Here is a 24,516-nt window from a genome sequence, read left to right as displayed (position 1 = left end):
TTCGTCGGCGCACGCTCACAGTCGCCGGCCGATGCGGGATGCGACTCGAGTGAGCCGGAACCAGTAGAAGCCGTGGCCCCCGAGGGTGAGCAGGTACGGCAGTTCACCGATCGCGGGGAAGCGGACCCCGCCGAACAGCTCCACCGGGTGCCGCCCGGCGAACTCGCGCAGGTCGAGTTCGGTGGGCTGGGCGAAACGGGCGAAGTTGTTCACGCACAGCACCAGGTCGTCCTCGTACTCCCGCAGGAAGGCCAGCACGGCGGGGTTGGACGAGGGCAGCTCGGTGTAGGAGCCGAGGCCGAACGCGGGGTTCTGCTTGCGGATCTCGATCATGCGCCGGGTCCAGTGCAGCAGCGACGACGGCGACGACATCGACGCCTCGACATTGGTCACCTGGTGGCCGTAGACCGGGTCCATGATGGCCGGCAGGTACAGCCGGCCGGGGTCGCTGGTCGAGAAGCCGGCGTTGCGGTCCGGGGTCCACTGCATCGGGGTGCGCACCGCGTCCCGGTCGCCGAGCCAGATGTTGTCGCCCATGCCGATCTCGTCGCCGTAGTACAGGATCGGCGAGCCGGGCAGGGCCAGCAACAGCGCGGTGAACAGCTCGATGGTGTGCCGGTCGTTGTCCAGCAGTGGCGCCAGGCGCCTGCGGATGCCGATGTTGGCCCGCATGCGGGGGTCCTTGGCGTACTCGGCCCACATGTAGTCGCGCTCTTCGTCGGTCACCATCTCGAGCGTCAGCTCGTCGTGGTTGCGCAGGAACATCCCCCACTGGCAGCCCGAGGGGATGGCCGGGGTCTTGGCCAGGATCTCGGAGACCGGGTAGCGGGACTCGCGGCGGACGGCCATGAAGATGCGGGGCATGACCGGGAAGTGGAAGGCCATGTGGCACTCGTCGCCGCCGGCGGCGTAGTCGCCGAAGTAGTCGACGACGTCCTCGGGCCACTGGTTGGCCTCCGCCAGCAGCACGGTGTCCGGGTACTGGGCGTCGATCTCCTTGCGCACCCGCCTGAGGAAGGCGTGCGTGGCGGGCAGGTTCTCGCAGTTGGTGCCCTCGGCCGCGTAGAGGTACGGGACCGCGTCCAGCCGGAAGCCGTCGATGCCCAGGTCCAGCCAGAACTTCAGCGCGGCCAGGATCTCCTCCTGGACGCGCGGGTTCTCGTAGTTGAGGTCCGGCTGGTGCGAGAAGAAGCGGTGGAAGAAGTACTGGCCGCGCACGGGGTCGAACGTCCAGTTTGAGGTCTCCGTGTCGACGAAGATGATCCGCGCGTCCGGGTAGCCCTTGTCGTCGTCGGCCCACATGTAGAAGTCGCCGTAGGGGCCGTCGGGGTCCTTCCTGGACTCCTGGAACCACGGGTGCTGGTCGCTGGTGTGGTTCATGACGAAGTCGATGATCACGCGCATGCCGCGCTGGTGGGCGGCGTCGACGAACTCCACGAAGTCGGCGAGGTCGCCGAACTCGGGGAGCACGGCGGTGTAGTCGCTGACGTCGTAGCCGCCGTCACGCAGGGGCGACTTGAAGAACGGCGGCAGCCACAGGCAGTCGACGCCGAGCCACTGGAGGTAGTCCAGCTTGGCGGTCAGGCCCCTGAGGTCGCCGACGCCGTCGCCGTTGCTGTCCTGGAACGAGCGGACCAGCACCTCGTAGAAGACGGCGCGCTTGAACCAGTCGGGATCCCGGTCCCTGGCCGGGGTGTCCTCGAAGGTGTCCGGCACGGGTTCGTTCACGGTCATGACGTTCCTGCCCCTCCGTTACCTTGCGCGGCGGGCGGGGACTGGAGGTGGAAGACGTGCGCGGGAGCCCGCCCCGGCTCGAGGCGCACGTAGTTGTTCCGGCCCCAGTGGTAGGTCTCGCCGGTGAGCTCGTCGCGCACCGGCACCGACTCGTGCCAGTCCAGGCCGAGTCGCGGCATGTCCAACGAGACCGTGGCCTCCTGGGCCCGATGCGGGTCGAGATTGACCACCACCAGGACGACGTCGTCTCCGCTGCGCTTGCTGTAGGCGAGGAGCGCGTCGTTGTCGGTGTGGTGGAAGTGCAGGTGGCGCAGCTGTCGCAGGGCCGGGTTCTCCCTGCGGACGGTGTTGAGGCGGGTGATCAGCGGGGCGATGCTGCGTCCCTCGCGTTCGGCCGCCTCCCAGTCGCGGGGCCGCAGCTGGTACTTCTCCGAGTCCAGGTACTCCTCGCTGCCCTCCTTCAACGGCGTGTTCTCGCACAGCTCGTAGCCGGAGTAGATGCCCCAGGTCGGCGAGAGCGTCGCGGCGAGCACCGCCCGCACCTCGAAGGCCGGCCGGCCGCCGTGCTGGAGGTAGGCGTGCAGGATGTCAGGGGTGTTGGCGAAGAAGTTCGGCCGCATGTAGGAGGCGGCCTCGCCCGACAGCTCCGTCAGGTACTCCGTCAGCTCCTGCTTGGTGTTGCGCCAGGTGAAGTACGTGTACGACTGCTGGAAACCGATCTGCGCCAGGGTGTGCATCATCGCGGGCCGGGTGAACGCCTCGGCCAGGAAGATCACATCCGGGTCGGTGCGGTTGACGTCCGCGATCACCCGCTCCCAGAACACCACCGGCTTGGTGTGCGGGTTGTCCACCCGGAAGATCCGCACCCCCGCGTCCATCCAGTGCCGCAGCACCCGGCACGTCTCCGCCACCAGACCGTCCATGTCCGCGTCGAAGGCGATGGGGAAGATGTCCTGGTACTTCTTCGGCGGGTTCTCCGCATACGCGATCGTGCCGTCGAGCCGGTGGTGGAACCACTCCGGGTGCTTGTGCACCCACGGGTGGTCCGGCGAGCACTGCAACGCGAAGTCCAGCGCGATCTCCAGCCCCAGCTCCCGCGCCCGCCCGACGAACCACACGAAGTCGTCCATCGTGCCCAGATCCGAGTGCACGGCGTCGTGGCCGCCCTCGGGCGAGCCGATCGCCCACGGCACCCCCACGTCGTCCGGACCGGGGGAGAGGGTGTTGTTCTTCCCCTTGCGGAACGTGGTGCCGATGGGATGGATCGGCGGCAGGTAGACCACGTCGAACCCCATCGCCGCGATCGCCGGCAACCGCCGCGCCGCCGTGCGGAACGTGCCGTGCGGCCGCTCGGCCGTGCCCTCCGAACGCGGGAAGAACTCGTACCACGACCCGTACAGCGCCCGCTCCCGCTCCACCAGCAACGGCATCGGTTCGGACGTGCTGACCAGGTCCCGCAGCGGGTACCGGGCCAGCACGCGGTCCACCTCGGGTGTCAGGGCGGCCGCCAGCCGGTCCGTCGTGGGCAGCGAGTCGTCGCGCAGGGTCTCCGCCGCGTCGAGCAGCACACCGCGGCCGGCGTCCCTCGGTACGCCGGCCGCCGCCCGTTCGAGCAGTTCCGCGCCTTCCTCCAGCACCAGGCCCGGGTCGATGCCCGCGGGAACCTTTATCCCCGCCGCGTGCCGCCAGGTGGCGACCGGGTCGCTCCACGCCTCCACGCGGTACGTCCAGCGGCCGACGGCGTGCGGCGTGATCTCGGCGCCCCAGCGGTCGCTGCCCGGGGCGAGCTCGCGCATCGGCGTCCACGGGCCGGGACGGCCCTCGGGGTCCTTCAGGACGACATTGGCGGCCACCGCGTCGTGCCCCTCCCGGAACACGGTGGCGGTGACCTCGAACGTCTCACCCACGACCGCCTTGGCCGGCCGGTTGCCGGCCTCCACGGCCGGCCGGACGTCCCGCACCGGGATACGGCCGATGGCCCGGGTCTTCCTCATGGTCCTCACCTCCACCGTGCTCGAAAGCCGGGCCGCGGAGGCCCGGTCAGGGGGACAGCTGCGGCGGGAAGGGCATCACCTTCCCGCCGGGGATCTCCGCTCCGCCACCGGCGGCCTGCGCCGGACCGCCGCGGCCGGGCGCGGTCTGTCGTTCTGCTCCTGCAGGTACGTGACGTGATTGGTGCGCAGGTACCGCTCGGCGGCGTCCGCCGCCTCCCGCGCGCAGCGCTTGCCCATGAGCACGCACAGCGTGTAGCCGGAGTCCTCGAACGTGCTCCGCACGGTGAGGTCGTTCGGTGCGGCGAGCATCACGCGTTCCCAGGCCCGGTAACGGCGCAACTGCCGGGCGACTTCGGCTCTGGCGGGTAGCAGCATGGCGCCGATCACCTTTCGGGCTCGGGGGGCACGGTCTCCCGACGGTCGGACGGAGGCCGCGCACAGCGACGCGGACCCGTGACGGCGATCGAGTTCTTTCACACATGGTGCACGCGCCATGACGCAGCGTCTTGTTGGATCTTCAACGAGTCGCGGACGGGGTGGGCCGTTCGGGGCCCGTCCCGCTGCTCACATGGGCGCTCCGGCGCCTCAGGTGTGCCCTCGTGTTGCACGAACGGAGCAGCACCCTCACTCTGAGGGTGACTCAGAAGCGATACGCGCTCACGTTCTGTGTTCGGGGCTCGTTCCGCAGACGCGGACGAGAAGGAATTGAGCTTCGCGGTGAGGAGCCGACCGATGAAGACCGCAGTGCCCTGCTACTACCACCTCGACGTGGAAGTCAGCCCCGACCGGGTGGGACAGGTCAGCCGCATTCTGGCCGCTCACCTGAGGTTCTGGGACCTGGACAACCTCGTCCAGCCCGTCTGCGGCGGTGCCGAGATGCTGCTCAAGGCCATCGACGAGCACGCCACGGACAAGAACACGTCGATCGAGATGTGGTGGAACGGGCAGCACCTGATCACCGCCATCGGTGACAACGACCGCGGCCTGCGCCCCGACCAGGAACTGCGAGGCTGCCTGGAGCACCTCGCGGCGATGAGCGACGGCTGGGGCTGCTGCGCCACCGAGACCGGCAGCAAGGTCATCTGGTTCTCGCAGCGCGCCCGCGCCGGTGAGCGCGTCCCGCTGGTGCCGACCGCGCCGGCCCCGCGCGAGAGCGAGGGTCTGGACGTGCCCCGTGAGGTGCCCATCACCCGGCTGGCCGGTCCGGCCGGCACCCCGGCCGAGGTCCTGGAGGACGCCCGGTGACCCGCAGGCAGGAACGGAAAGGGGTGTCCGCCTGGGGCGGGCGCCCCTACCCGCTGGGTGCCGACTTCGACGGGGAGGGCACCAACTTCGCGCTCTTCAGCGAGGTCGCCGAGCGCGTGGAGCTGGTCCTCGTCGACGACGACGGCACCCACACCCGGGTCCCGCTCAACGAGGTCGACGGCTTCGTCTGGCACGGCTACGCGCCCGGCGTCGGCCCGGGCCAGCGCTACGGCTACCGCGTGCACGGGCCCTGGGCCCCCAGCGCCGGCCACCACTGCAACCCGGCCAAGCTGCTGCTCGACCCGTACGCCCGCGCGGTGGACGGGCAGATCGACAACCACCCCTCGCTCTACGAGCGCAACCCCGACGGCCCCGACCCGGCCGACAGCGCGGGGCACACCATGCTCGGCGTGGTGACCGACCCGGCCTTCGACTGGGGCGACGACGCCCGGCCCGGCCGGCCCTACGCCGACACGGTCATCTACGAGGCCCACGTCAAGGGCATGACCAGGACCCACCCCGAGGTGCCCGAGGAACTGCGGGGCACCTACGCGGGCCTGGCCCACCCCGCCGTGGTCGAGCACCTGACCTCCCTCGGCGTCACGGCCGTCGAGCTGATGCCCGTGCACCAGTTCGTCCACGACGGGGTGCTGCACGACCGGGGCCTGTCGAACTACTGGGGCTACAACACCATCGGCTTCTTCGCGCCGCACAACGGCTACGCCGCCCACGGCACGCGCGGGGAGCAGGTCGCCGAGTTCAAGCAGATGGTGAAGACCCTGCACGCGGCGGGCCTCGAAGTCATCCTCGACGTGGTCTACAACCACACCGCCGAGGGCAACGAGCTGGGCCCCACCCTGTCCTTCCGGGGCATCGACAACTCCTCCTACTACCGCCTGGTCGACGGCGACTGGAAGCACTACTACGACACCACCGGCACCGGCAACAGCCTGCTGATGCGGCACCCCTACGTACTGCAACTGATCATGGACTCGCTGCGGTACTGGGTGACCGAGATGCACGTCGACGGCTTCCGCTTCGACCTGGCGGCCACCCTGGCCCGGCAGTTCCACGAGGTGGACCGGCTCTCGGCGTTCTTCGACCTCATCCAGCAGGACCCCGTGATCAGCCGCGTGAAGCTGATCGCCGAGCCGTGGGACGTCGGCGAGGGCGGCTACCAGGTGGGCAACTTCCCGCCCCTGTGGTCGGAGTGGAACGGCATGTACCGGGACGCCGTACGGGACTTCTGGCGAGGTGAGGACCACACCCTCGGCGAGTTCGCCTCCCGGCTGACCGGCTCGTCCGACCTGTACCAGCACAGCAGGCGCCGCCCCCGGGCCAGCGTCAACTTCGTCACCGCGCACGACGGTTTCACCCTGCGCGACCTCGTGTCGTACAACGACAAGCACAACGAGGACAACGGCGAGGGCAACCAGGACGGCGAGAGCACCAACCGGTCGTGGAACTGCGGGGCCGAGGGGGGAAGCCGCGACCCGGCCGTGCGGGAGCTGCGCATCCGCCAGCAGCGCAACTTCCTCGCCACCCTGCTGCTCTCCCAGGGCATCCCGATGCTCTCGCACGGCGACGAACTCGGGCGCACCCAGGGCGGCAACAACAACGCCTACTGCCAGGACAACGAGATCTCCTGGATCGACTGGGGGCTGAGCGAGGAGCAGCGGGACCTGCTGCACTTCACCCGCTACCTCATCAACCTGCGCACCGCGCACCCCGTGCTGCGCCGGCGCCGCTTCTTCCGCGGCGAGACGATCAGGCGGGCCGACCAGCCGCTGCCCGACCTGGTCTGGCTGGCGCCCGACGCCCGCGAGATGACCGACGACGACTGGCAGCGCGGTGACGCGCACTCGGTCGGGGTGTTCCTCAACGGCGACGCCATCGCCGAGCCCGACCCGCGCGGCCGCCCCGTCGTCGACGACTCCTTCCTGCTGCTGCTCAACAGCCACTGGGAGCCGGTCGACTTCCGCATCCCGGACGCCTCCTACGGCGAGAGGTGGACGGCGCTGATCGACACGGCCGACCCCGACGGCACGCCGGACGAGGCGGAGCACAAGGCGGGCACCGGCCTCACCGTCGGGGCGCGCAGCCTGGTCCTGCTGTCCCGGCCCTCCCGGGCGGAGCGGGGCGACCGGACGCGGTGACGGCCACGGACTCCGGCCCCGCGGGAGCACCGCTCCCGCGGGGCCGGCGCATGCCCGGGGCGATCAGCGTGCGCGTCGCGCGGTGACGGTGAACTGCGCCCCGTCGTGGTCGCGCAGCACCGCCTCGTCGCCGCCCTTGGACACGACGCTGCCGCCGTGCAGCTCCGCGGCGCGGGCGCAGGCCGCCACGTCGTCGACGCTGAAGTGGACCTGCCAGTGGGGGCGGATGGCGGGATCCGGCGCCGCCTCGAGGGCGCCCGACTCGATCCGTGCGACGACGTCACCGCGGCTGCGCAGCACGACCTCGCCGCCCTCGTAGTGGACCTCGCAGCACCCGGGGCTCCGCGACGCCCAGTCCAGGACCTCGCCGTAGAAGATGGCGGCGTCGAAGGCGTCCCGGGTGTGCAGCGTGATGAAGGCGGGCTGCGCGTTGCGCCAGGTCTCCCAGTCGGTGAACAGGTCGCCCTCCCAGATGCCGAACGCCGCCCCGTCGCGGTCGGCCAGCAGCGCGGCCCGCCCGGGCGGCAGGGAGATCGGCCCCACCGCGACCGTGCCCATGCGCTCCTGCACCCGGGCCGCCGCCTCGTCCGCGCTGCGCACCGCGAAGTACGGCAGCCACGCCACGGCCATCTGCCACATGGTCGCCACGCCCGCGATCCCGGCCACCGGCGACCCGTCCACCAGGGCGATCCGGAACCGGTCGCCGAGCTTGGCCGGCCGCCACTGCCAGCCCAGCACCGCCCCGTAGAACTCCTCGGTCGCCCGGACGTCGCGGCTGGTCAGACTCACCCAGCAGGGAGCGCCGAACACGGAGTGCGAGGAGATGACGTCCTTCGTGCCGGAGGGGGTGGGCATGTCGTGGTTCATGGCAGTCGTGTCCTGATCTCGTCGGCCCGGCGGCCACCGGTGGATGGCCACCAGTGTCCGGCCGCGGCCATGGGCTGCGCCTGCCGAGTACCCCGGCGGGCGCACCGAAACGGAACCGGCTGGTCCACCCGGGTGGCACCCGGCGGGCCGGGTGACGACGATGGACGGGCCGGACACTGCGTCAAGGCACTCAAGCACCCTGTCCGGCCATCCGGGCAGCGGCGCACCGGACCCGGAGGTGACCATGCCCACGGACGGGGGCTCGGAGCGGATCCTTCAGCTGCAGGAGGAGATCCAGCAGCTGAAGGAGGCGGTCGTCTCCCACGCCGTCGTGGACCAGGCGATCGGGATGGTCGTGGCACTCGGCAGGATCTCGCCCGACCAGGGATGGGCCGTGCTGAAGCAGGTCTCCCAGCACACCAACACCAAGCTGCGCAACGTCGCCGAGATGATCCTCGTGTGGGGGCGCACCGGCCTGATGCCCGAGGAGATCCGGGCTGCGCTGGAGGACGCCCTGGATGGCGCGGGGCCGGTGCAGCTGCCCGGCACGCCCCCCGAGCGGTGAGCCGCGCGGGAGGCGTGGCGCCGGCTCCCCGTTCACCCGGTCTCGGTGAGCAGTTCCTCGCGCAGGTGGGCGAAGCAGCTGCTGAGCAGCCGTGAGACGTGCATCTGGGAGATGCCGAGCTGCTCCGCGATGCGGCTCTGGGTCATCCCCTTGAAGAACCGCAGGTACAGGATGACCCGCTCGCGCTCGGGCAGGGCCTCCAGGCAGGGCCGGACGGCCACGCGGTCGACCACGATGTCGAAGGCCGGGTCGGGTCCGCCGATCGCGTCCCCGAGGGCGTAGCCGTCGGTGCCCGGCATCTCCGCCTCCAGCGACAGCGCGGAGAAGCACTCCAGCGCCTCCATCCCGGTGCGCACCTCGCCCTCGGTGAGCTGGGCGTACTCGGCGATCTCGGCCAGGGTGGGGGAGCGGCCCGAAGTGGTCTGGGACAGGTCCTTGACGGCGTGCCGCACGCGGTTGCGCAGGTCCTGGACCCGGCGGGGCACGTGCAGCGTCCACATGTGGTCGCGGAAGTGGCGCTTGATCTCGCCGGTGACGGTGGGCACGGCGTAGGCCTCGAAGGCGTTGCCGCGGGCCGGGTCGTAGTGGTCGACCGCCTTGACCAGCCCCAGGGCCGCGACCTGGTAGAGGTCCTCCAGGGCCTCGCCGCGGCCCCGGAACCGGACGGCGATCCGCTCGGCCATGGGGAGCCAGGCCTCGACCAGTTCGTCGCGCAGGGCCTTGCGCTCGGGTCCTTCGGGCAGTCGTGCCAGCCGCCGGAACGCCTCGGCGGTGTCGGGGGCGTCGTCGTGCGGGTGCGTTCGGGTGCTGCCGGCGATACGCATGTGGTGCGCACCTCCCTGAGCAGGTGCGGAAGGGACGGACACCATGGGAAGCACGGACTCGGACCTCACGGAAGCACCCGGGGCCCGGCAGGCCGGCTCCCACGGATGTGCCTCCTGTCCGAAGCACTTCACCGCCCGCGGCCGGGCAGTGACAACGAAGCACTTCCGACAATACGACATTCGGGGCATCTTGGCCTGGCTGCGACCGAGGAGCCGTCGCCGCCTCCGGAGTGCGGTGACCATGCCGCCGGCCCTTCCGGTGGCCGGTTCCCGGCGCCGTCCGCCGTCGAGGCGGTGGTGTCCGGGCGGCTCCGGCGCCACCGGGTCGCCCGACCCGTTGATCTTCACTCGTGGAAGTGATGTGCGGCACGCCTGGGCAAGCGCTTTCTCCGGCGGCTCGCGGATAACCGCTGGGCACGGCTTGATCATCGATCAGGTACGGCGAACTGCCTGGCCACAGCGCATTCTGCTCATTTGACACTGTGCTCGGGCCACAGATAGGAAGCAGCTTCCAGAGGTCGAGAGGGTGCAGCGTGTACGAGCCGAACGTGGTCGGGGACTGGCAGGAGTACGAGGAGCATGCCGGTCTGCGCGTCCGCGTCCACCGTCTGGAACCGGCCGAACCGCCTCGTGGCAGGGACGACGCGGCCGACGGGCTCACCTACTTCCGCCTGCGCGTGACGGTCGAGAACCGCGGCAGCCGGCACCTCGGCATCCACCTGGAGGACGGCCAGATCGACGTGCGCGTCGGCCCGGACGGCGAGAGTGCCTTCGTCGACTGGCGCAACTCCCAGTTCATCGAGGGCTTCGACGTCTATCCGCTGCGCCGGGTCACGGCCGTGCTCTACGCGGCCGCGGCCGAGGAGGCCCTGAGCCTGGTGGACGTGCAGGTGCAGTTGCGCGTCGAGGAGGAGTGGACCGCCCGGCGTCTGTGGGCGGGCGGCATCGGGGTGCACGAGGGAGCCCCCGGGGCCCCGCTGGGCCAGTGCCGCGACAGCCTGGCCCACCAGGTGAGCGTCTTCCTGCGGGACCAGGCGGAGGAAGGCACCGCCTGACCCGCCGTCAGGGCGACGCCGCGCTCAGTGCGGGATGCCGTCGATGATCTCCCGGGCGCCCTGGCGCAGCAGCGCCACCGCGACCGAGGTGCCGAGCGTGGCGGGATCGAGCCGCCCCGCCCACTCGTGGGCGTTCAGCCGTGTCTTGCCGTCCGGAGTGAACACGCAGGCGCGCAGGGAGAGTTCCCCGCCGCGGTCGACCCGCGCGAACCCGGCGATGGGGCTGTTGCAGTGCCCCTGCAGCACGTGCAGGAACATCCGCTCGGCCGTCGTCTCCCGGTGGGTGTCCGGGTCGCCGAGACCGCTCACCGCGTCGATCAGGTCGGCGTCGTCCTCGCGGCACTGGAGGGCCAGGACGCCCGCGCCGATGGGCGGCATCATCGTCTCGGTCGAGAGGATCTCGGTGATCACGTCCGTCCGGCCGATGCGCTCCAGGCCGGCGGCCGCGAGCAGCAGGGCGTCGGCCTCCCCGGCCGCCAGCTTCGCCAGACGGCGGTTGGCGTTGCCGCGGAACGGCACGCACTCCAGGTGCGGGTGCGTGGCCGCCAGTTGCGCGACCCGGCGCACCGAGGAGGTGCCGACGCGCGTCCCCGCGGGCAGCTCGTCCAGGGTGAGGCCGCCGGGGTGGATCAGCGCGTCACGGATGTCGTCCCGCTTGAGGAAGGCGGCGAACACCGTGCCCGCCGGGAGCGGACGGTCGGCGGGCACGTCCTTCACGCAGTGCACCGCGAGGTCGGCCTCCCCGGCCAGGAGTGCCGCGTCGACCTCCTTGGTGAAGGCGCCCTTGCCCTCCACCTGGGACAGGTCGCCGAGCCACTTGTCCCCGGTGGTCTTCACCGGGACGACCTCGGTGCGCACCGAGGGGTGGGCGGCGGCCAGTTCGGCCCGGACGCGCTCCACCTGGGCGAGCGCCATGGGTGAGTCGCGGGAGACGATGCGGATCAGTTCGGGGGCGGACATGCGCCCCACGATAGACCCTCCCGGTGGAGCGGAGGTCGCGTGCCTCCCCCGACTGCCGGGCAGCGTACGCCAGTTCGGGACGTTCGGCTGTGTGTTCCCCGCCCCGGTCCGGCCGGAGGGGTGTGCCCCCCGGCCGGACCGGGCGGGTCACGCGTAGGGGTCGAAGGGGATGCCCGACGGCTTGGCCTTGGCCAGGTGGCTCTCGAAACTGCCGTCCTTCAGGCCGAAGTGGGCGCTGCCGAAGTCGTGGGAGGACAGCTTGTCGCGCAGCCCGGCCGGGTAGCCGTTCCAGCCGACCAGCGGCGGGTACTGCCAGGTGCCCCGGTGGTTCTCGGGCGGTTCGTCGCCCGGGCCGGCGAGGCGGAAGCAGTGGGTGCCGATCCCGTCCTTGTGGTAGACGATCTTGGGGTGCGTGCCGTCGAAGCGGACCTGCGCGGCCGCGTGCACGTCGAAGTCGCCGTGGGCGGAGGTCGAGACGTAGCGGACCTGGTCGTCCTGCACGAACACCGCGACGTGCTCGAAGTCGTGCCGGTGCCCGCCGAGGCTCACACCGGGCAGGGCCTGGTCCTTCTCGAAGTAGAGGGCGTACAGGACGGCGCACCAGCCGTTGTTGCACTTGGCGCGCGCGTAGCCGTTGGTGTTGGCGAGGTCGGAGGCGTCGCGGCAGTTGCCGTCGAGCGCCCCGGTCGGCTTGAGCCCGCTGTTCACGCTGCCGTCGGGACCGATCGCGGCCGAGGAGTAGCAGCCGTCGGTGTCGTAGTCGTACGCCGGCTGGTACGTCCGCTCCAGGGGCTCGGCGTCGGCCGGCAGGGCGGGCGGCGGGGCGGCGAAGGCGGTCGCGGGCAGGGCGAGCACGAGGGCGGCGGCCCCGGCGGCCCCGGTGAGCCATCTCCTGCGGCGGCTGTACGGGCGTGACGACACTGCGTCCTCCTCGGGATCCGGGCGCAGCCCAACGGCTGTGGGGGGAACGGGGGTTCAGCTTCCTGGTTGAACGCGTCCATGCCAAGAGGGTCGGAACATCCCGCGGGTGAAGGGCGGATCAACAGCCGGCGTCGGGGCGCCGTTTCAGGCCGGGTCGTCCGGGATGTCGGCGGCCGACTCCTCGGGCGCGAGGTCCGGCCGCAGCCGCAGCCAGGACGGCTGTCGCAGCAGCCCCTCCCGGGTCCGGGTGCTGTAGCGGACCTCGCCGACCAGCCGCGGCACCACCCAGTGCGCGCCGGGTGCCCGGGGGGCCGGGTCGAAGGGGCAGGTGCCGGTGGCGGCCGCCGCCAGCAGCCCGGCCAGCTCCCGGCGCTCGGTCTCGCTCCAGCCGGTGCCCACACTGCCGACGTAGCGCAGCCGTCCGCCCGCGCGCTGACCCACCAGGACCGCGCCCGGCAGGCCGGTGAGCCGCCCCCTGCCGGGCTGCCAGCCGCCGACCAGGACGTCCTCGGTGCGCATGTTGCGGATCTTGATCCAGGCCCGTGAGCGCACGCCCGGCTCGTACACCGAGTCCAGCCGCTTGCAGACCAGGCCCTCCAGGCCGTGCTCGCGGGTGGCACGCAGCGCCTCGGCGCCGTGGCCGACGAGCGCGGCCGGGGTCGACCAGGACGGTCCGCTCAGGCCGAGGTCCTCCAGGGCCGAGCGGCGGCGTGTGTAGGGCAGCCGCAGCAGGGACTCGCCGGCCAGGTGCAGCACGTCGAACAGCACGAGGTGGGCCGGGACCTCCGCCGCCCGCCGCGCGGCCCGGGCGGGGGCGTGCGCCAGCCCCATGCGGGACTGCAGCAACTGGAAGCTCGCCCGCCCCTCGGCGTCCAGGGCCAGGATCTCGCCGTCCAGGACGGCGGGGGTGGCGCCGAGGGCGGTGCCCAGGAGGCGCAGCTCGGGGTAGGCGGCCGTGATCTCGTCGCCGGACCGCGCGCGCAGCACCACGGTGCCGTCCCCGGGCAGGTAGACCACCACGCGCTGGCCGTCCTGCTTGGTCTCGTAGGCCCAGCGCGCGTCCTGCGCGGCGGGGGGCAGGGTGCCGGAGGTGGCGAGCATGGGCGGGATCAGCGGCAGACTCACGGGTGAGATGTCGACGCCCCGGGGTGCGGTCACGCGCGCCGGCCGTCCCTTTCCCCTGAACGGCGCCCCGCTTTACTTGCGTTACGCAACGACATGGTAACGTGGTGCCATGCCCACCCCACCGCTCCCCGACGGCCCCTCGGCGGAGGTGACCGAGATCGAGCGCGCGCTTACGCGCATCACCTACCTGAGCACGCGCGCCCGTCAGCACGAGCGGCTGATGGCCCTGGCGGGGGTCCCGCTCGACCGGGCCGCCGTCGCGCTGCTGCGCCAGATCGCCGACGCCGATCCGCTGCGTCCGGGCGAGCTGGCCGCCCGGCTGGGCGTGGAGGCCTCGCACGTCACGCGCACGGTCCAGCAACTGCACAGGTCCGGGTACGTCACGCGCGTCCCCGATCCCGACGACCGCCGCGCCCAGCGCATCGAACTCACCGAGGCCGGCCGGGAGGCCATCGCCAAGGTGCGTGAGGCGGGCGTCCGCGGTATGCAGCTGGCGCTGGCGCACTGGTCCCCGGAGGAACTGGGGCAGCTGGCCACGCTCTTCCACCGCATGGTCGACGACTTCCTCGCGTACGCCGCCGACGCGGCCCCCGAGCCCCACGGGACCCCGGCGCCCACCGCCTGAGGACGGCGGCCGCGCACCCCTGCGCCCCGCCCCGGCGCCGGCCGCCGAACCCGGGCCGGTCCCGCGCCCCGAAGGGGTCGCCCGGGCTCCGAGGGATTCCTACCGTCGAGTAATATCGCGCGGCAGGTCATCAGAGGAGGAACCGTGTCCCGGTCCGAACGCTCGCCCCTGCTGCTCGCCGGCCTGCTGGCCACCGCGGGCATCGCCCACTTCGCCGCCCCCCGCCGGTTCGACGCGATCGTCCCCGGCGCCCTGCCGGGCTCGCCCCGGACCTGGACCCACGCCAGCGGTGCCGCCGAACTCGCGCTCGCCGCCGGCCTCGCGCTGCCCCGCACCCGGAAGGCGGCCGCGCTGGCCACCGCGGCGTTCTTCGCCGGGGTCTTCCCGGCCAACGTCAAGATGGCCGTCGACTGGCGGCACCGCCCCGCACGCCAGAAGGCCGCCGCCTTCGGGCGCCTGCCGCTCCAGGTGCCGCTGGTGCTGTGGGCCCGCGGCGTCGCCCGGAACGCCGGGGGCAAGCGTTGAGCGGCCGCGTGGAAGCGGGGCACACGGTCGAGGACTTCTCGCTGCCGGACGAGACCGGCCGCGTCCGCAGCCTGTCCGGGCTGCTCGCCGAGGGGCCGGTCGTGCTGTTCTTCTACCCGGCCGCCCTGACGCCCGGCTGCACGGCCCAGGCCTGCCACTTCCGTGACCTCGCGGCCGAGTTCGCCGCCGTCGGGGCCCGGCCCGTCGGCATCAGCGCGGACAGCGTCGAACGGCAGCGGGAGTTCGCCGGGCAGCACCGCCTCGGCATGCCCCTGCTGTCCGACGCCGACGGCACGGTCCGCGAGCGGTTCGGCGTGCGGCGCGGCTTCTCCCTGGCCCCCACCCGGCGCACGACGTTCGTCATCGCGCAGGACCGCACCGTCCTGGACGTCGTGCGCAGCGAACTGCGCATGAACGCCCACGCCGACCGGGCGCTCGCCGCACTCCGCGCGCACCGGCCCTGAACCCGGCATGCACCGGCCCTGAACACCCGTCCCGGCGCCGCCCGTACGCCGCCCCGCGGTTGAGGCGGGACGGCACAGGGTCAATCCTGGACGAATGGAGGACTCCTCCGCTGCTGCGATCATCGACGCCCGGGGCATCGTGACGGGGTGGAGCGAGGGCGCCCGGCAGCTCACCGGCCACCCCGCCGCCGAGGTCGTGGGCCGGTCCGTACGGCACCTGCTCGCCGAGGACGTGTCCGTGCAGGCGGTGTCCGACCGGGCGGGCACGGTCGTGGTGCGCCACCGCGACGGCCACCTCGTCGGGCTCCGGGTCCGGGCGTGCGCCGTGGCCGGCGGGGACGGGCGACCAGACGGATACGTGCTCACCGCGGCGCCGCCCGGCCGCGCCGAGACCTCCCTGGCGGGGCGCGCCTTCCAGCAGGCGTCCCTCTCGATGTCCGTGTTCGACACCGGCCAGCGCTGTCTGCGCCTCAACGACGCCGCCTGCCAGGTGATGGGCGTGTCCGAGGAGAGCCTGGTCGGCCGGCACTTCCCCGGGACCGTGGAGGAGGCCGGCCACAGCCGCGGCTTCGACTGGCACCTGCGGCACGTCGTGGAGACGGGCCGGCCGCTGCGCTACGAGAGCTTCACCGGAGCGCCGGCGCTGAACCGGGAGCACTCCTGGGTGACCGAGATGTGGCCGGTCCGCGACGCCGACGGCGACCTCGTGGGCACCGCCCTGGCCGCGTACGACAGCACCGAGCACTACTGGGCCCGGCAGCGGCTCGCCCTGCTGAACGAGGCCGCGGCGGCCATCGGCACCACCCTGGACGTCGTGCGCACGGCCGAGGAGCTCATCGGCGTCGTGGTGCCCCGGTTCGCCGACTTCGCGAGCGTGGACCTGTTCGACTGGGTCCTCGGCGCGCAGGAGGCACCGGCCGTCCCGGCCGAGAAGATCGCCCTGCGGCGGGTCGCCCACGGATCGGTCAGCGAGGGCACCCCGGAAGCCGCCGTGCACGTGGGCGACGTGGACGTCTACCCGGCGTTCTCACCGATCGCCCGGGCCATGCGCGAGAGCCGGGCCGTCGTCAGCCAGGCGGGGGAGCCGGCCTTCGTGCGCTGGGTCGCCGAGCGCGACAGCCGCTCCCCCCAGGGACGCCCGTACCGCCAGGGCGCCCACTCGATGATGGCCGTACCGCTGCGCGCCCGTGGCATCACGCTCGGCGTCGCCGTGGCGGTCCGGGTGGCGCAGCCGGACGACTACGGCGGGGACGACGCCGTCTTCGCGGAGGAACTCGCCAGCCGGGCCGCGGTCTGCGTGGACAACGCCCGCCGCTTCGCCCGGGAGCGCGGCACCGCCCTCACCCTCCAGCACAGCCTGCTGCCGCGCGGCATGCCCGGGCAGGCCGCCGTCGAGGTCGCCCACCGCTATCTGCCCTCCGGCTCGGCGGCCGGGATCGGCGGCGACTGGTTCGACGTCATCCCGCTGTCCGGCAGCCGGGTCGCGCTGGTCGTCGGGGACGTCGTCGGGCACGGCATCCCCTCCTCGGCGACCATGGGCCGGCTGGTCACCGCCGTGCGCACCCTGGCCGACGTCGACCTGCCCCCGGACGAGCTGCTGACCCACCTGGACGACCTGGTCACGCACCTGGCCTCCGACGACCTCGGGGACGAGGTGGCCGAAGTGGGGGCGACCTGCCTGTACGCCGTCTACGACCCCGTCGCCCGCCGCCTCCACCTCGCCGCGGCCGGGCACCCCGCCCCCGCCCTGGTGCTGCCCGACGGGTCCGCCCGGCTGATCCCGATGAGCGCCGGGCCTCCGCTGGGCGTCGGAGGCCTGCCGTTCGAGGCGACGGAACTCCCCTTGCCCGAGGGCTCCCTGATCGCCCTGTACACCGACGGGCTGGTCGAGGACCGCCACCGCGACGTCGACGTAGCGACCGACGAGCTGTGCCGCGCCCTGACCGTGCCCGCCGACTCGCTGGACGCCCTGTGCGACTCGGTGCTCAAGGCCGTCCTGCCGAAGGAGCCCTCCGACGACGTCGCCCTGCTGCTGGCCCGCACCCGGGCGCTGGGCGCCGACCAGGTCGCCACCTGGGACATCACGCCGGACCCCGCGCAGGTGGCCGTGATCCGCCAGGCCGCCACCGACCGTCTCACCGCGTGGGGCCTGGAGGAGACGGCCTTCGTCACCGAACTCGTCGTCAGCGAGCTGGTCACCAACGCCCTCCGCCACGGCGCCCCGCCCGTCCAGCTCCGGCTGATCCGCGACCGGACCCTCATCTGCGAGGTCTCCGACGGCAGTTCGACCTCCCCGCATCTGCGGCGGGCGCACCAGGACGACGAGGGCGGTCGGGGACTGCTGCTGGTCGCCCAGCTCACCCGGCGCTGGGGGAGCCGTCAGACCAGCCGGGGCAAGACCATCTGGTGCGAGCAGGCCCTCACGCCGCTGTTCTGAACGGCACGCTCACCCGGTCTCCGCGGCGACCTGGGCGAGCGTACGGCCGGACACCGCCGAACGGGCCCGGCGCGGATCGGGGGCGCTCCGCGTGCGGGAGCCGCCGGCCTGCTTCACCAGCAGCCACGCCTCCTCGCCGTCGTCGCCACCGCGGAAGCGGGTCAGCGCGTACGCGCCGCGCAGCTTCGAGCCGTGCAGCCGGAACGTGGCGTGCCCGCGCTCCAGCGACGCGGCGAAGTCCACCGGCCGGCCCCGGCGGTCGTGGCTCAGCGGCTCGTACGTGCCGCGGTCCCACACGATGACCGTGCCCCCGCCGTACTCACCTCGGGGGATGACGCCCTCGAAGTCCTCGTACTCCAGCGGATGGTCCTCCGTGGGCACCGCCAGCCGCTTGTCCCCGGGGTCGGCCGAGGGGCCCTTCGGCACCGACCAGGACGTGAGGACGTCGCCGACCTGGAGCCGGAAGTCGAAGTGCAGGGTGCTCGCGTCGTGGATCTGCACCACGAAGCGCGGGCGCCTCCCGGGGGCGGCCCCGCTGCCCTCGGGCTCCCCGGTCCGGCCGAAGTCGCGTCTGCCGCGATAGTCCCGCAGCCGGTCCCGCTCGGCCATGTGCGGCTCCCTCCTGTCCGGCCGGCCCGGGTACCCCTCAGAACTCCTCGTGCACCTCGGGGTCCCCGCCGACCCGGCGGTGGGCCCGGTCGGCCACGGCGGCCATCTCCTCCGCGCTCAGCTCGAAACCGAACACGTCCAGATTGGCGCGCTGCCGCTCGGGGTTCGCCGACTTCGGGATGGGCACGGCGCCCAGCTGGGTGTGCCAGCGCAGCACCACCTGCCCGGGCGTCACCCCGTGCGTCCCGGCGATCCGGGCGAGGGCCGGGTCCTCCAGCAGGGACGTCCCCCGGCCCAGCGGGCTCCAGCTCTCGGTGACGATGTTCCGGCCGGCATGGAAGGCGCGCAGCTCGTCCTGCGGCAGGAACGGGTGCAGTTCGATCTGGTTGACCGACGGCAGGACCCCGGTCTCCTTCTCCAGCCGCTCGATGTGCGCGGGCGTGAAGTTCGAGACGCCGATCGACCGCACCAGCCCTTCGTCGCGCAGTTTCACCATGGCCCTCCAGGAGTCGACGTACCGGTCCTGGCGCGGCAGCGGCCAGTGGATCAGGTACAGGTCCACGTACTCCAGGCCGAGGCGGGACCGGGACTCCTCGAAGGAGGCGAGGGTCTCCTCGTAGCCGTGGTGGCGGCCCGGGAGCTTCGTCGTCACGACGATCTCCTCGCGGGGTACCACCCCGGCGGCCACGGCACGGCCGACCCCCGTCTCGTTGCGGTAGTTCGTCGCCGTGTCGATCAGGCGGTAGCCCGCCTCCAGGGCCGAGACCACCGCGGCCTGGGCCTCGTCGTCGCCGAGCGGCCAGGTGCCCAAACCCAGGGCCGGGAGCGCCGTGCCGTCGTTGAGCGTGTGCGTCGGGATGCTGATCACCGTCGGGCCTTCCCGTTGACTGTGTCGTCCCCCCAGCGTCGCGGACGGGGTGGGCGGTGATCAACCGGGGGACCGGGAGCCGTGCGGCCCGGAGGCGTGGTCGCCCTCCGCCGGGATCGCTGTCACGATCTCCCGGAAGACAGGACCACGCCCACGACCAGCGGAGCGCTCATGACGACGGACAGCCCGAGGACGGACGAGGCGGCGCGAAAGGCCGGGATCGAGGTCCGGCCGGTCGCCGGGCACATCGGGGCGGAGATCGACGGAGTGGACCTGGCCGCCGATCTCGACGACGCGACCGTCACCGCCGTCCGGGCGGCGGTGCTGCGGTGGAAGGTGGTGTTCTTCCGCGGGCAGCGGCTCGACCACGCCGGGCACGTGGCGTTCGCGCGGCGGTTCGGCCGGCCGGTGGTGCTGCCGCGGCGCGGCAAGGCCTCACCGCCCGACGTCCCCGAGATCGAGACCACCGCCGACCGGCTGGAGCTGGGGGGGCGGTACGGCATGGAGCACGACGAGTGGCTGCGGCGGCGCCGCCACACCCTGCAGCGCGGCTGGCACTGCGACCACGGAGCCCGCGTCGACCCGCCCGCCGCGACGATCCTCCGGGCGGAGACCGTCCCGCCCTACGGCGGCGACACGACCTGGGCGAACCTGGCGGCCGCGTACGCCGGTCTGTCCGCGCCGCTGCGGGAGTTCACCGACCGGCTGCGGGCCGAGCACCGGCTCGGCGTCGGCTACCAGCCCCGGCCCGGCGACGACGGCTACGTCCGTCACCTGCTGGAGCACCAGGTCGCCTCGCTGCACCCGCTGGTATGGGTCCACCCCGAGACGGGCGAGCGCATCCTGTACGTCAACGGCTACTACGTGGAGCAGATCGAGGGCCTGTCCCGGCCCGAGAGCGCGGCGATCCTGGAGTTGCTGCTGGAGCACGCGGTCCGGCCCGAGTACACGGTCCGCTTCCGCTGGGAACCGGGCAGCGTGGCGTTCTGGGACAACCGCACCACGATGCACCTCGCCCCCGGCGACACGGCCCACCTGGACCACCCGCGGATCATGCATCGCGTGATGCTCGCCGGTGACGTCCCCGTCGGCCCCGACGGCCGCCCCTCACAACCCGTCACGGGAACGGCCCCCGGCCGCTGGTGACCCGAGGTCACCTACGGCCGGGGGGGGCTCAGCCACGGGGGTGCCGGCCGAGGGCGGGCCCCAGGTGCGTGGCCAGGTCGGTGAGGATCTGGACGTAGTCCTCGTGGCCGAAGGCGAAGGGGAGTGCGAAGGCGACCTCGTCGACCTCGCGGAACGCGGCGTGTGCGTGGAGCCGTTCGGCGATCTCCGTCGACGGGCCCACCAGGTCCGGTGCGAACAGCAGGCGGGCCGGGCCCTGCGGGGACGTGGTGCGCGGGGTGCGCCGGGCGGCGTACTCCGCGTAGCGGGCGCGCTGACCGGGGGTCGCGGAGTCCGTCGGGATCACCACCAGCCCTTGCGAGACCCGGGCCGCCTCGCCGTCGGGGTGGGCGGCGCGGAACGCCCGGATCTGGGCGAGCTGGATCGCCGCGAAGTCCCAGGGCCCCTCCGCGTCCTCGGCCTTCACGACACTGCTGGTGAGGAGGTTCATGCCGTGCTCGCCCGCCCAGCGGGCCGAGCGCAGGCTGCCACCGCCGTACCACATGCGGCGGCCCAGCCCGGGGGAGTGCGGCTGGACACGGTCGGAGAAGACCTCGAAGCCCTCCACCCCGCTGAAGTCCGAGGCCGGCTTGCCGCGGACGAAGTCCAGCAGCCGCTCCACACGGCCGTAGCCGAAGTCCTCCGCGTCGGCCGTGTGCGGATACAGGGCGTCCTTGACCTGCTCGAAGTGCGCCGGCGGCCCCACACTGACGCCCGGGTTGAGCCGCCCGCCGGACAGCAGGTCGACCGTGGCGAGGTCCTCGGCCAGCCGCAGCGGGTTCTCCCAGGCCAGCGGGATGACCGCCGTGCCCAGCTCGATCCGGCGGGTGCGTTGGGAGGCGGCCGACAAGACGGCGACGGGGGAGGAGATGCCGTACTGGAGGTGGCGGTGGCGCACCCAGGCGCTGTCGAAGCCCAGCCGCTCGCCGAGCTCGATGATCTCCAGCGTGGACTCGTGACCCCGGCGCGGATCCGCCTCGTCGAACAGCCCGATGGTCAGGAATCCCAGCTTCCGCAGCGGTCGTGAGGTCGGTGGCACGGGTCCTCCGTCGTTGCTCGCTCGATGGCTCACGGCAGTGGCAACCCCGGTCGCCACCGCCGTGTTCCCGTCCTCCGCCGATCAGCGCAGCGGGATCGTCACCTCGTCCTCGACCGGCGGGGCGACTTCCTGGGCCCGGTTGCCGGTCGCCGCGTGGCAGCGCAGGCGGACCGACTCCGGGGAGACGTCCAGGCGCAGGAAGCACTTGAAGAAGGGCGGGCTGTACGTCGCCGAGCCCGGGGAGAACAACGACGTGTAGATCTTGCGCACCGGCAGCCGGAACCGCCTGGCCCGGTCGGGGCGGCGGCCGGTACCGAGCAGCGCGGCGACCAGCCGCACCCGCCGGGTCACCCTCACCGGGGCGCCCTGCGCGCGCGTGGGCGGGATGCCGAGGCGCTCGGCGATCACGGCCGTCGCCTCGGCCTCGGTGAGGGTGAAGAAGCGGGGCAGGCGCAACCGCCGGCCGTAGAGGCGGCTGTAGAAGGCCAGGGAGTCGCCGCGCAGCGGGTAGCAGCGGAAGTCCGCCTCGCTGACGCCGGCGACGTCGACGCGGGGGATGGTGTGGGTGGCGTGCATGAACGCCCCGCCGCCGCCCGCGACGACGTACTGGAGGGTGCGCCCGTCGTCCAGCCGGACCGGGTAGCGCTGGTAGTTGTGGATGTCGCCGCCGATCGCCGCGACGTAGTGGTGGGCCGGGTCGCGGACGATGTCGTCGACGGTGCCGCCGCCTTCGACCGCGCACGGCTCGCGCCGTCCGTCGACGTACAGCGGCGAGCCGGTGACCAGGATCTTCGGGCGGGGCCCGCGGGAGACCTCGCGCAGCCAGGCGCCCTGCTCGGCGTCGAGGGTGCCGAGCAGGCCGGTGTCGATGCCGACGATGCGCACCGGGCCGGCGTCGATCGCCCAGTACGGCCCGGGCTGGACGGCCTGCTGGGCGGGTGCGGAGCGCAGGGTCCGCGCCGCGGCCAGCCGTCGGCCGTCGCCGGGGTGCGGCCGGTGCCAGAGCAGGGAGCGCAGCCAGGCGCGGGTCAGCGGGCGCGGCCGGGGCTCGGGCGGCAGGGCGGGCGCGTCGTCGCAGAAGACCCGCATGAAGCCGTCGAGGTCCTCGTACCAGTCGTGGTTGCCGGGTATCGCGTAGATCGGCGCCGGGTAGTCGCGGTACGGGCGGAAGAACTTCGGGCCGTAGTCGTCCGCGCTGCCCACCGGGTAGACGACGTCACTGGCCAGGACGGCGAAACGGGTGTCCCGGCCGGCGCTCAGCAACCCGGGCACGACGGCGTACTGCGGGTCGTCGCCCTCCCCGGTGTCGCCGATGACCAGGAACGAGAAGCGGTCCGGGTCGTCGCGCCGGATCACCTTGTCGGCCGGGGCGCCGGCGGCGGCCCGCTGCGCCACCCAGCGGGCGCGGGTGCGGCCGGTGGGGTCGCCGAACCAGGAGGCCAGGACACCGTTGCGGGCGACCCACAGCATCCTCGGGTCCAGCCAGGAGATCTTCTCCGTCTTCGGCGGCATCAGCTGCCGGTAGGCGCCGCGTTCGGCACCGCCCCAGCCGGCGCCCTCGGCGGTATCGCGTGAGGAGTCGGACACCGGTGCACCGTAACAACCCTGCCCGGGGCGGGAGATGGGCGGGGCGCGACTCCCGCCGCACCGGAGTGGTCCGGTGTCAGAACGTGCGCGCGAGCAGGTCCAGCAGCGCCGACCAGTGCCGCTCGTCGCCCTCCCGGTGGTACGCCGCCGTGTCGGCCTGCGTGAAGCCGTGCGGGGCGCCCGTGTACACCTCGCACCGGTGGCGGACACCGGCCTCGGTCAGGGCCTGCTCCAGACGGTCGATCTGCTCCGGCGGCAGCGAGTGGTCCTGGTCGGCGTGGCCGAAGTACAGCTCGGCGGTGACGTCCCCGGCCACCAGATGGGGGCTGTCGGGCTTGTCCGTCGCGAGCCGTCCGCCGTGGAAGCCGGCCGCGGCGGCCACCCGCTCGGGGTAGGTCCCGGCGGTGAGCAGGGCGAGGCGGGCGCCCATGCAGTAGCCGGTCAGGGCGACCGGGCCGTCGGCGACCGCGGGCGACGCGGCCAGCCACCGCAGATAGGCGCCGGCGTCCCGCATGGCCCGCTCGCCGGTCAGGGCCTGCATGACGGGCATGATCTGCTTCCACGTGCCCGGTCGCGCCTGCGGGTCGATGAAGTCGGGCAGGTCGAACAGCGGGGCGCGGCCCGCCCGGTAGAACAGGTTGGGCACCAGCACCGTGTAGCCCGCACCGGCCAGCCGGTCGGCCATGGAGCGCAGGTGCGGACGCAGCCCGAAGGCGTCCATGAAGAGCAGGACCGCCGGGTGCGCGGCCCCGTCGCCGGGTTGGGCCAGGTAGGCGTCGGCGATGCCGTCCTCCGTGGGGATGTCGACGGCGGTTCCCTGTACGGCGGTCATGGCGGGCTGCCTTTCTGCGGGGGGTGGCGGGCCGGAACCGTCCGCGTGACCGGGCGGATCATGGTCATCGTGGCACGCGCGGTTCCGGGGCAATTCGCCCACCCCCGCCGTAAGGTTGAACCGTGAACGGCCCTTGGGTCGCGCTTTACTCGAACCGCGCGGGGTCGCCCGCCCCGTACCGCACGATCTCCGCCTCGCCGCCGGAGAAGTCGACGACCGTCGTCGGCTCGGTGCCGCAGTCGCCGGAGTCGACGACCCCGTCCAGCACGTGGTCGAGCAGGTCCTTGATCTCCCAGCCCTGCGTCAACGGCTCCTCCTCCCCGGGCAGCAGCAGGGTGCTCGACAGCAGCGGCTCACCGAGCTCGGCGAGCAGCGCCTGCGTGACGACGTGGTCGGGGATGCGCACGCCCACCGTCTTCTTCTTGGGGTGCTGCAGCATCCGCGGCACCTCCCTCGTCGCGGGCAGGATGAACGTGTAGCTGCCCGGCGTGGACGCCTTGATCGCGCGGAACACGTCGTTGTCGATCCGCACGAACTGCCCGAGCTGCGCGAAGTCCTGGCACACCAGCGTGAAGTGGTGCCGGTCGTCCAGCTTGCGGATCGAGCGGATCCGCTCGATGCCGTCGCGGCTGCCCAGACGGCAGCCCAGTGCGTAACAGGAGTCCGTGGGGTAGGCGACAAGGGCGTCCGCGCGGATGCTGTCGGCGATCTGGCCGATGGTGCGCGGCTGGGGGTTGTCGGGGTGCACGTCGTAGTACTTCGCCATCCGCCGAGCTTAAGCCGCGCGCACCGGCCGCAGGCGCAGGGGCCGGGGCCCGACCCGCAGGACCGGGCCCGCCGGTGCCCCCGGGACGGCCCGGCACCCGTCGGGTAACGTCCCCGGCCGGTGTGCCGTACGGCGGCACGAGCAGCGAGGGGAG

At 72.9% G+C, this 24,516-nt stretch carries 23 protein-coding genes; 9 read left to right on the top strand and 14 right to left on the bottom strand.

Translation table 11 applies throughout. The features are described 5' to 3' along the window. Nucleotides 1–15 precede the first annotated feature (15 nt). The 3 genes from treS to ACH4C6_RS10810 form a co-directional block, all read right to left on the bottom strand. Nucleotides 16–1,734, bottom strand: coding sequence for a maltose alpha-D-glucosyltransferase (treS, locus tag ACH4C6_RS10820; protein WP_398108226.1), 1,719 nt, complete (start codon nt 1,732–1,734; stop codon nt 16–18). Then, a complete protein-coding gene (locus ACH4C6_RS10815; protein WP_398108225.1) occupies nt 1,731–3,728 on the bottom strand; it encodes an alpha-1,4-glucan--maltose-1-phosphate maltosyltransferase in 1,998 nt (665 codons plus the stop codon). The genes treS and ACH4C6_RS10815 overlap by 4 nt, the downstream gene beginning before the upstream one ends. 75 nt (nt 3,729–3,803) lie before the next feature. Further along, a complete protein-coding gene (locus ACH4C6_RS10810; protein ID WP_398108224.1) occupies nt 3,804–4,103 on the bottom strand; it encodes a DUF5133 domain-containing protein in 300 nt (99 codons plus the stop codon). Between the two features lie 357 nt (nt 4,104–4,460). Here ACH4C6_RS10810 and ACH4C6_RS10805 point away from each other — a divergent pair, with 357 nt between their 5' ends. Both ACH4C6_RS10805 and glgX read left to right on the top strand, forming a co-directional pair. Beyond that, nucleotides 4,461–4,973 carry a pep a2 gene (locus ACH4C6_RS10805; protein WP_398108223.1) on the top strand — a complete coding sequence of 171 codons (513 nt, stop codon included), beginning with the start codon at nt 4,461–4,463 and terminating at the stop codon, nt 4,971–4,973. Beyond that, nucleotides 4,970–7,129: a glycogen debranching protein GlgX gene (glgX, locus tag ACH4C6_RS10800; RefSeq protein ID WP_398108222.1), complete on the top strand. Its 2,160-nt coding sequence runs from the start codon at nt 4,970–4,972 to the stop codon at nt 7,127–7,129. Before ACH4C6_RS10805 ends, glgX begins: the two co-directional genes overlap by 4 nt. 63 nt (nt 7,130–7,192) lie before the next feature. Here the strand turns inward: glgX and ACH4C6_RS10795 are convergent, their stop codons facing one another. Continuing rightward, a complete protein-coding gene (locus tag ACH4C6_RS10795; RefSeq protein ID WP_398108221.1) occupies nt 7,193–7,996 on the bottom strand; it encodes a VOC family protein in 804 nt (267 codons plus the stop codon). 244 nt (nt 7,997–8,240) lie between these two features. On the opposite strand from ACH4C6_RS10795, the gene ACH4C6_RS10790 reads away from it, so the two are divergent. Next, nucleotides 8,241–8,561 carry an ANTAR domain-containing protein gene (locus ACH4C6_RS10790; RefSeq protein ID WP_398108220.1) on the top strand — a complete coding sequence of 107 codons (321 nt, stop codon included), beginning with the start codon at nt 8,241–8,243 and terminating at the stop codon, nt 8,559–8,561. 32 nt (nt 8,562–8,593) lie between these two features. Here the strand turns inward: ACH4C6_RS10790 and ACH4C6_RS10785 are convergent, their stop codons facing one another. Further along, nucleotides 8,594–9,385, bottom strand: a complete 792-nt coding sequence (locus tag ACH4C6_RS10785) for an RNA polymerase sigma factor SigF (protein WP_398108219.1) — start codon at nt 9,383–9,385, stop codon at nt 8,594–8,596. Between the two features lie 533 nt (nt 9,386–9,918). Between ACH4C6_RS10785 and ACH4C6_RS10780 the strand changes: the two genes are divergently transcribed. After that, a complete protein-coding gene (locus tag ACH4C6_RS10780; RefSeq protein WP_398108218.1) occupies nt 9,919–10,440 on the top strand; it encodes a hypothetical protein in 522 nt (173 codons plus the stop codon). 24 nt (nt 10,441–10,464) lie between these two features. Here the strand turns inward: ACH4C6_RS10780 and hemC are convergent, their stop codons facing one another. The 3 genes from hemC to ligD form a co-directional block, all read right to left on the bottom strand. Next, on the bottom strand, nt 10,465–11,400 hold the full coding sequence (hemC, locus tag ACH4C6_RS10775; protein ID WP_398108217.1) for a hydroxymethylbilane synthase: 936 nt from the start codon (nt 11,398–11,400) through the stop codon (nt 10,465–10,467). A 147-nt stretch (nt 11,401–11,547) separates the two neighbouring features. Next, nucleotides 11,548–12,321 carry an NPP1 family protein gene (locus tag ACH4C6_RS10770; RefSeq protein WP_398108216.1) on the bottom strand — a complete coding sequence of 258 codons (774 nt, stop codon included), beginning with the start codon at nt 12,319–12,321 and terminating at the stop codon, nt 11,548–11,550. A gap of 144 nt (nt 12,322–12,465) precedes the next feature. Further along, nucleotides 12,466–13,446 (bottom strand): non-homologous end-joining DNA ligase, encoded by a 981-nt coding sequence (gene ligD / locus ACH4C6_RS10765; protein ID WP_398108700.1) that lies wholly within the window; start codon nt 13,444–13,446, stop codon nt 12,466–12,468. A gap of 109 nt (nt 13,447–13,555) precedes the next feature. Between ligD and ACH4C6_RS10760 the strand changes: the two genes are divergently transcribed. The 4 genes from ACH4C6_RS10760 to ACH4C6_RS10745 all read left to right on the top strand — a co-directional run bounded on the left by ACH4C6_RS10760 (nt 13,556) and on the right by ACH4C6_RS10745 (nt 17,497). Next, on the top strand, nt 13,556–14,071 hold the full coding sequence (locus ACH4C6_RS10760; RefSeq protein WP_398108215.1) for a MarR family winged helix-turn-helix transcriptional regulator: 516 nt from the start codon (nt 13,556–13,558) through the stop codon (nt 14,069–14,071). Between the two features lie 144 nt (nt 14,072–14,215). Beyond that, nucleotides 14,216–14,596: a hypothetical protein gene (locus ACH4C6_RS10755; RefSeq protein ID WP_398108214.1), complete on the top strand. Its 381-nt coding sequence runs from the start codon at nt 14,216–14,218 to the stop codon at nt 14,594–14,596. Next, nucleotides 14,593–15,060 carry a peroxiredoxin gene (locus ACH4C6_RS10750; protein ID WP_398108213.1) on the top strand — a complete coding sequence of 156 codons (468 nt, stop codon included), beginning with the start codon at nt 14,593–14,595 and terminating at the stop codon, nt 15,058–15,060. Before ACH4C6_RS10755 ends, ACH4C6_RS10750 begins: the two co-directional genes overlap by 4 nt. Nucleotides 15,061–15,154: 94 nt before the next feature. Beyond that, entirely contained in the window at nt 15,155–17,497 is a 2,343-nt protein-coding gene (locus ACH4C6_RS10745) for a SpoIIE family protein phosphatase (RefSeq protein ID WP_398108212.1), read from the top strand. Nucleotides 17,498–17,506: 9 nt separating this feature from the next. Here ACH4C6_RS10745 and ACH4C6_RS10740 read toward each other — a convergent pair whose 3' ends face one another. Both ACH4C6_RS10740 and ACH4C6_RS10735 read right to left on the bottom strand, forming a co-directional pair. Then, nucleotides 17,507–18,106 (bottom strand): DNA polymerase ligase N-terminal domain-containing protein, encoded by a 600-nt coding sequence (locus tag ACH4C6_RS10740; RefSeq protein ID WP_398108211.1) that lies wholly within the window; start codon nt 18,104–18,106, stop codon nt 17,507–17,509. Nucleotides 18,107–18,143: 37 nt separating this feature from the next. After that, on the bottom strand, nt 18,144–18,974 hold the full coding sequence (locus ACH4C6_RS10735) for an aldo/keto reductase (RefSeq protein WP_398108210.1): 831 nt from the start codon (nt 18,972–18,974) through the stop codon (nt 18,144–18,146). 171 nt (nt 18,975–19,145) lie between these two features. Here ACH4C6_RS10735 and ACH4C6_RS10730 point away from each other — a divergent pair, with 171 nt between their 5' ends. Next, nucleotides 19,146–20,120, top strand: a complete 975-nt coding sequence (locus tag ACH4C6_RS10730) for a TauD/TfdA dioxygenase family protein (protein WP_398108209.1) — start codon at nt 19,146–19,148, stop codon at nt 20,118–20,120. A gap of 28 nt (nt 20,121–20,148) precedes the next feature. Here ACH4C6_RS10730 and ACH4C6_RS10725 read toward each other — a convergent pair whose 3' ends face one another. From ACH4C6_RS10725 to ACH4C6_RS10710, 4 genes are all read right to left on the bottom strand, one after another. Next, the gene (locus ACH4C6_RS10725) at nt 20,149–21,177 is read right to left on the bottom strand and encodes an LLM class flavin-dependent oxidoreductase (RefSeq protein WP_398108208.1); all 1,029 of its coding nucleotides are present in this window, start codon (nt 21,175–21,177) and stop codon (nt 20,149–20,151) included. Between the two features lie 81 nt (nt 21,178–21,258). Next, nucleotides 21,259–22,764 (bottom strand): metallophosphoesterase family protein, encoded by a 1,506-nt coding sequence (locus tag ACH4C6_RS10720; RefSeq protein WP_398108207.1) that lies wholly within the window; start codon nt 22,762–22,764, stop codon nt 21,259–21,261. A gap of 76 nt (nt 22,765–22,840) precedes the next feature. Further along, nucleotides 22,841–23,596, bottom strand: a complete 756-nt coding sequence (locus ACH4C6_RS10715; RefSeq protein WP_398108206.1) for a dienelactone hydrolase family protein — start codon at nt 23,594–23,596, stop codon at nt 22,841–22,843. Nucleotides 23,597–23,741: 145 nt separating this feature from the next. Next, on the bottom strand, nt 23,742–24,362 hold the full coding sequence (locus tag ACH4C6_RS10710) for an L-threonylcarbamoyladenylate synthase (RefSeq protein ID WP_398108205.1): 621 nt from the start codon (nt 24,360–24,362) through the stop codon (nt 23,742–23,744). Between the last annotated feature and the right edge of the window lie 154 nt (nt 24,363–24,516).

It is taken from the genome of Streptomyces sp. NPDC017943 (genome assembly GCF_044328425.1).
GTDB lineage: Bacteria > Actinomycetota > Actinomycetes > Streptomycetales > Streptomycetaceae > Streptomyces > Streptomyces djakartensis_A.
This window is presented reverse-complemented; position numbering and strand designations above follow the sequence as displayed.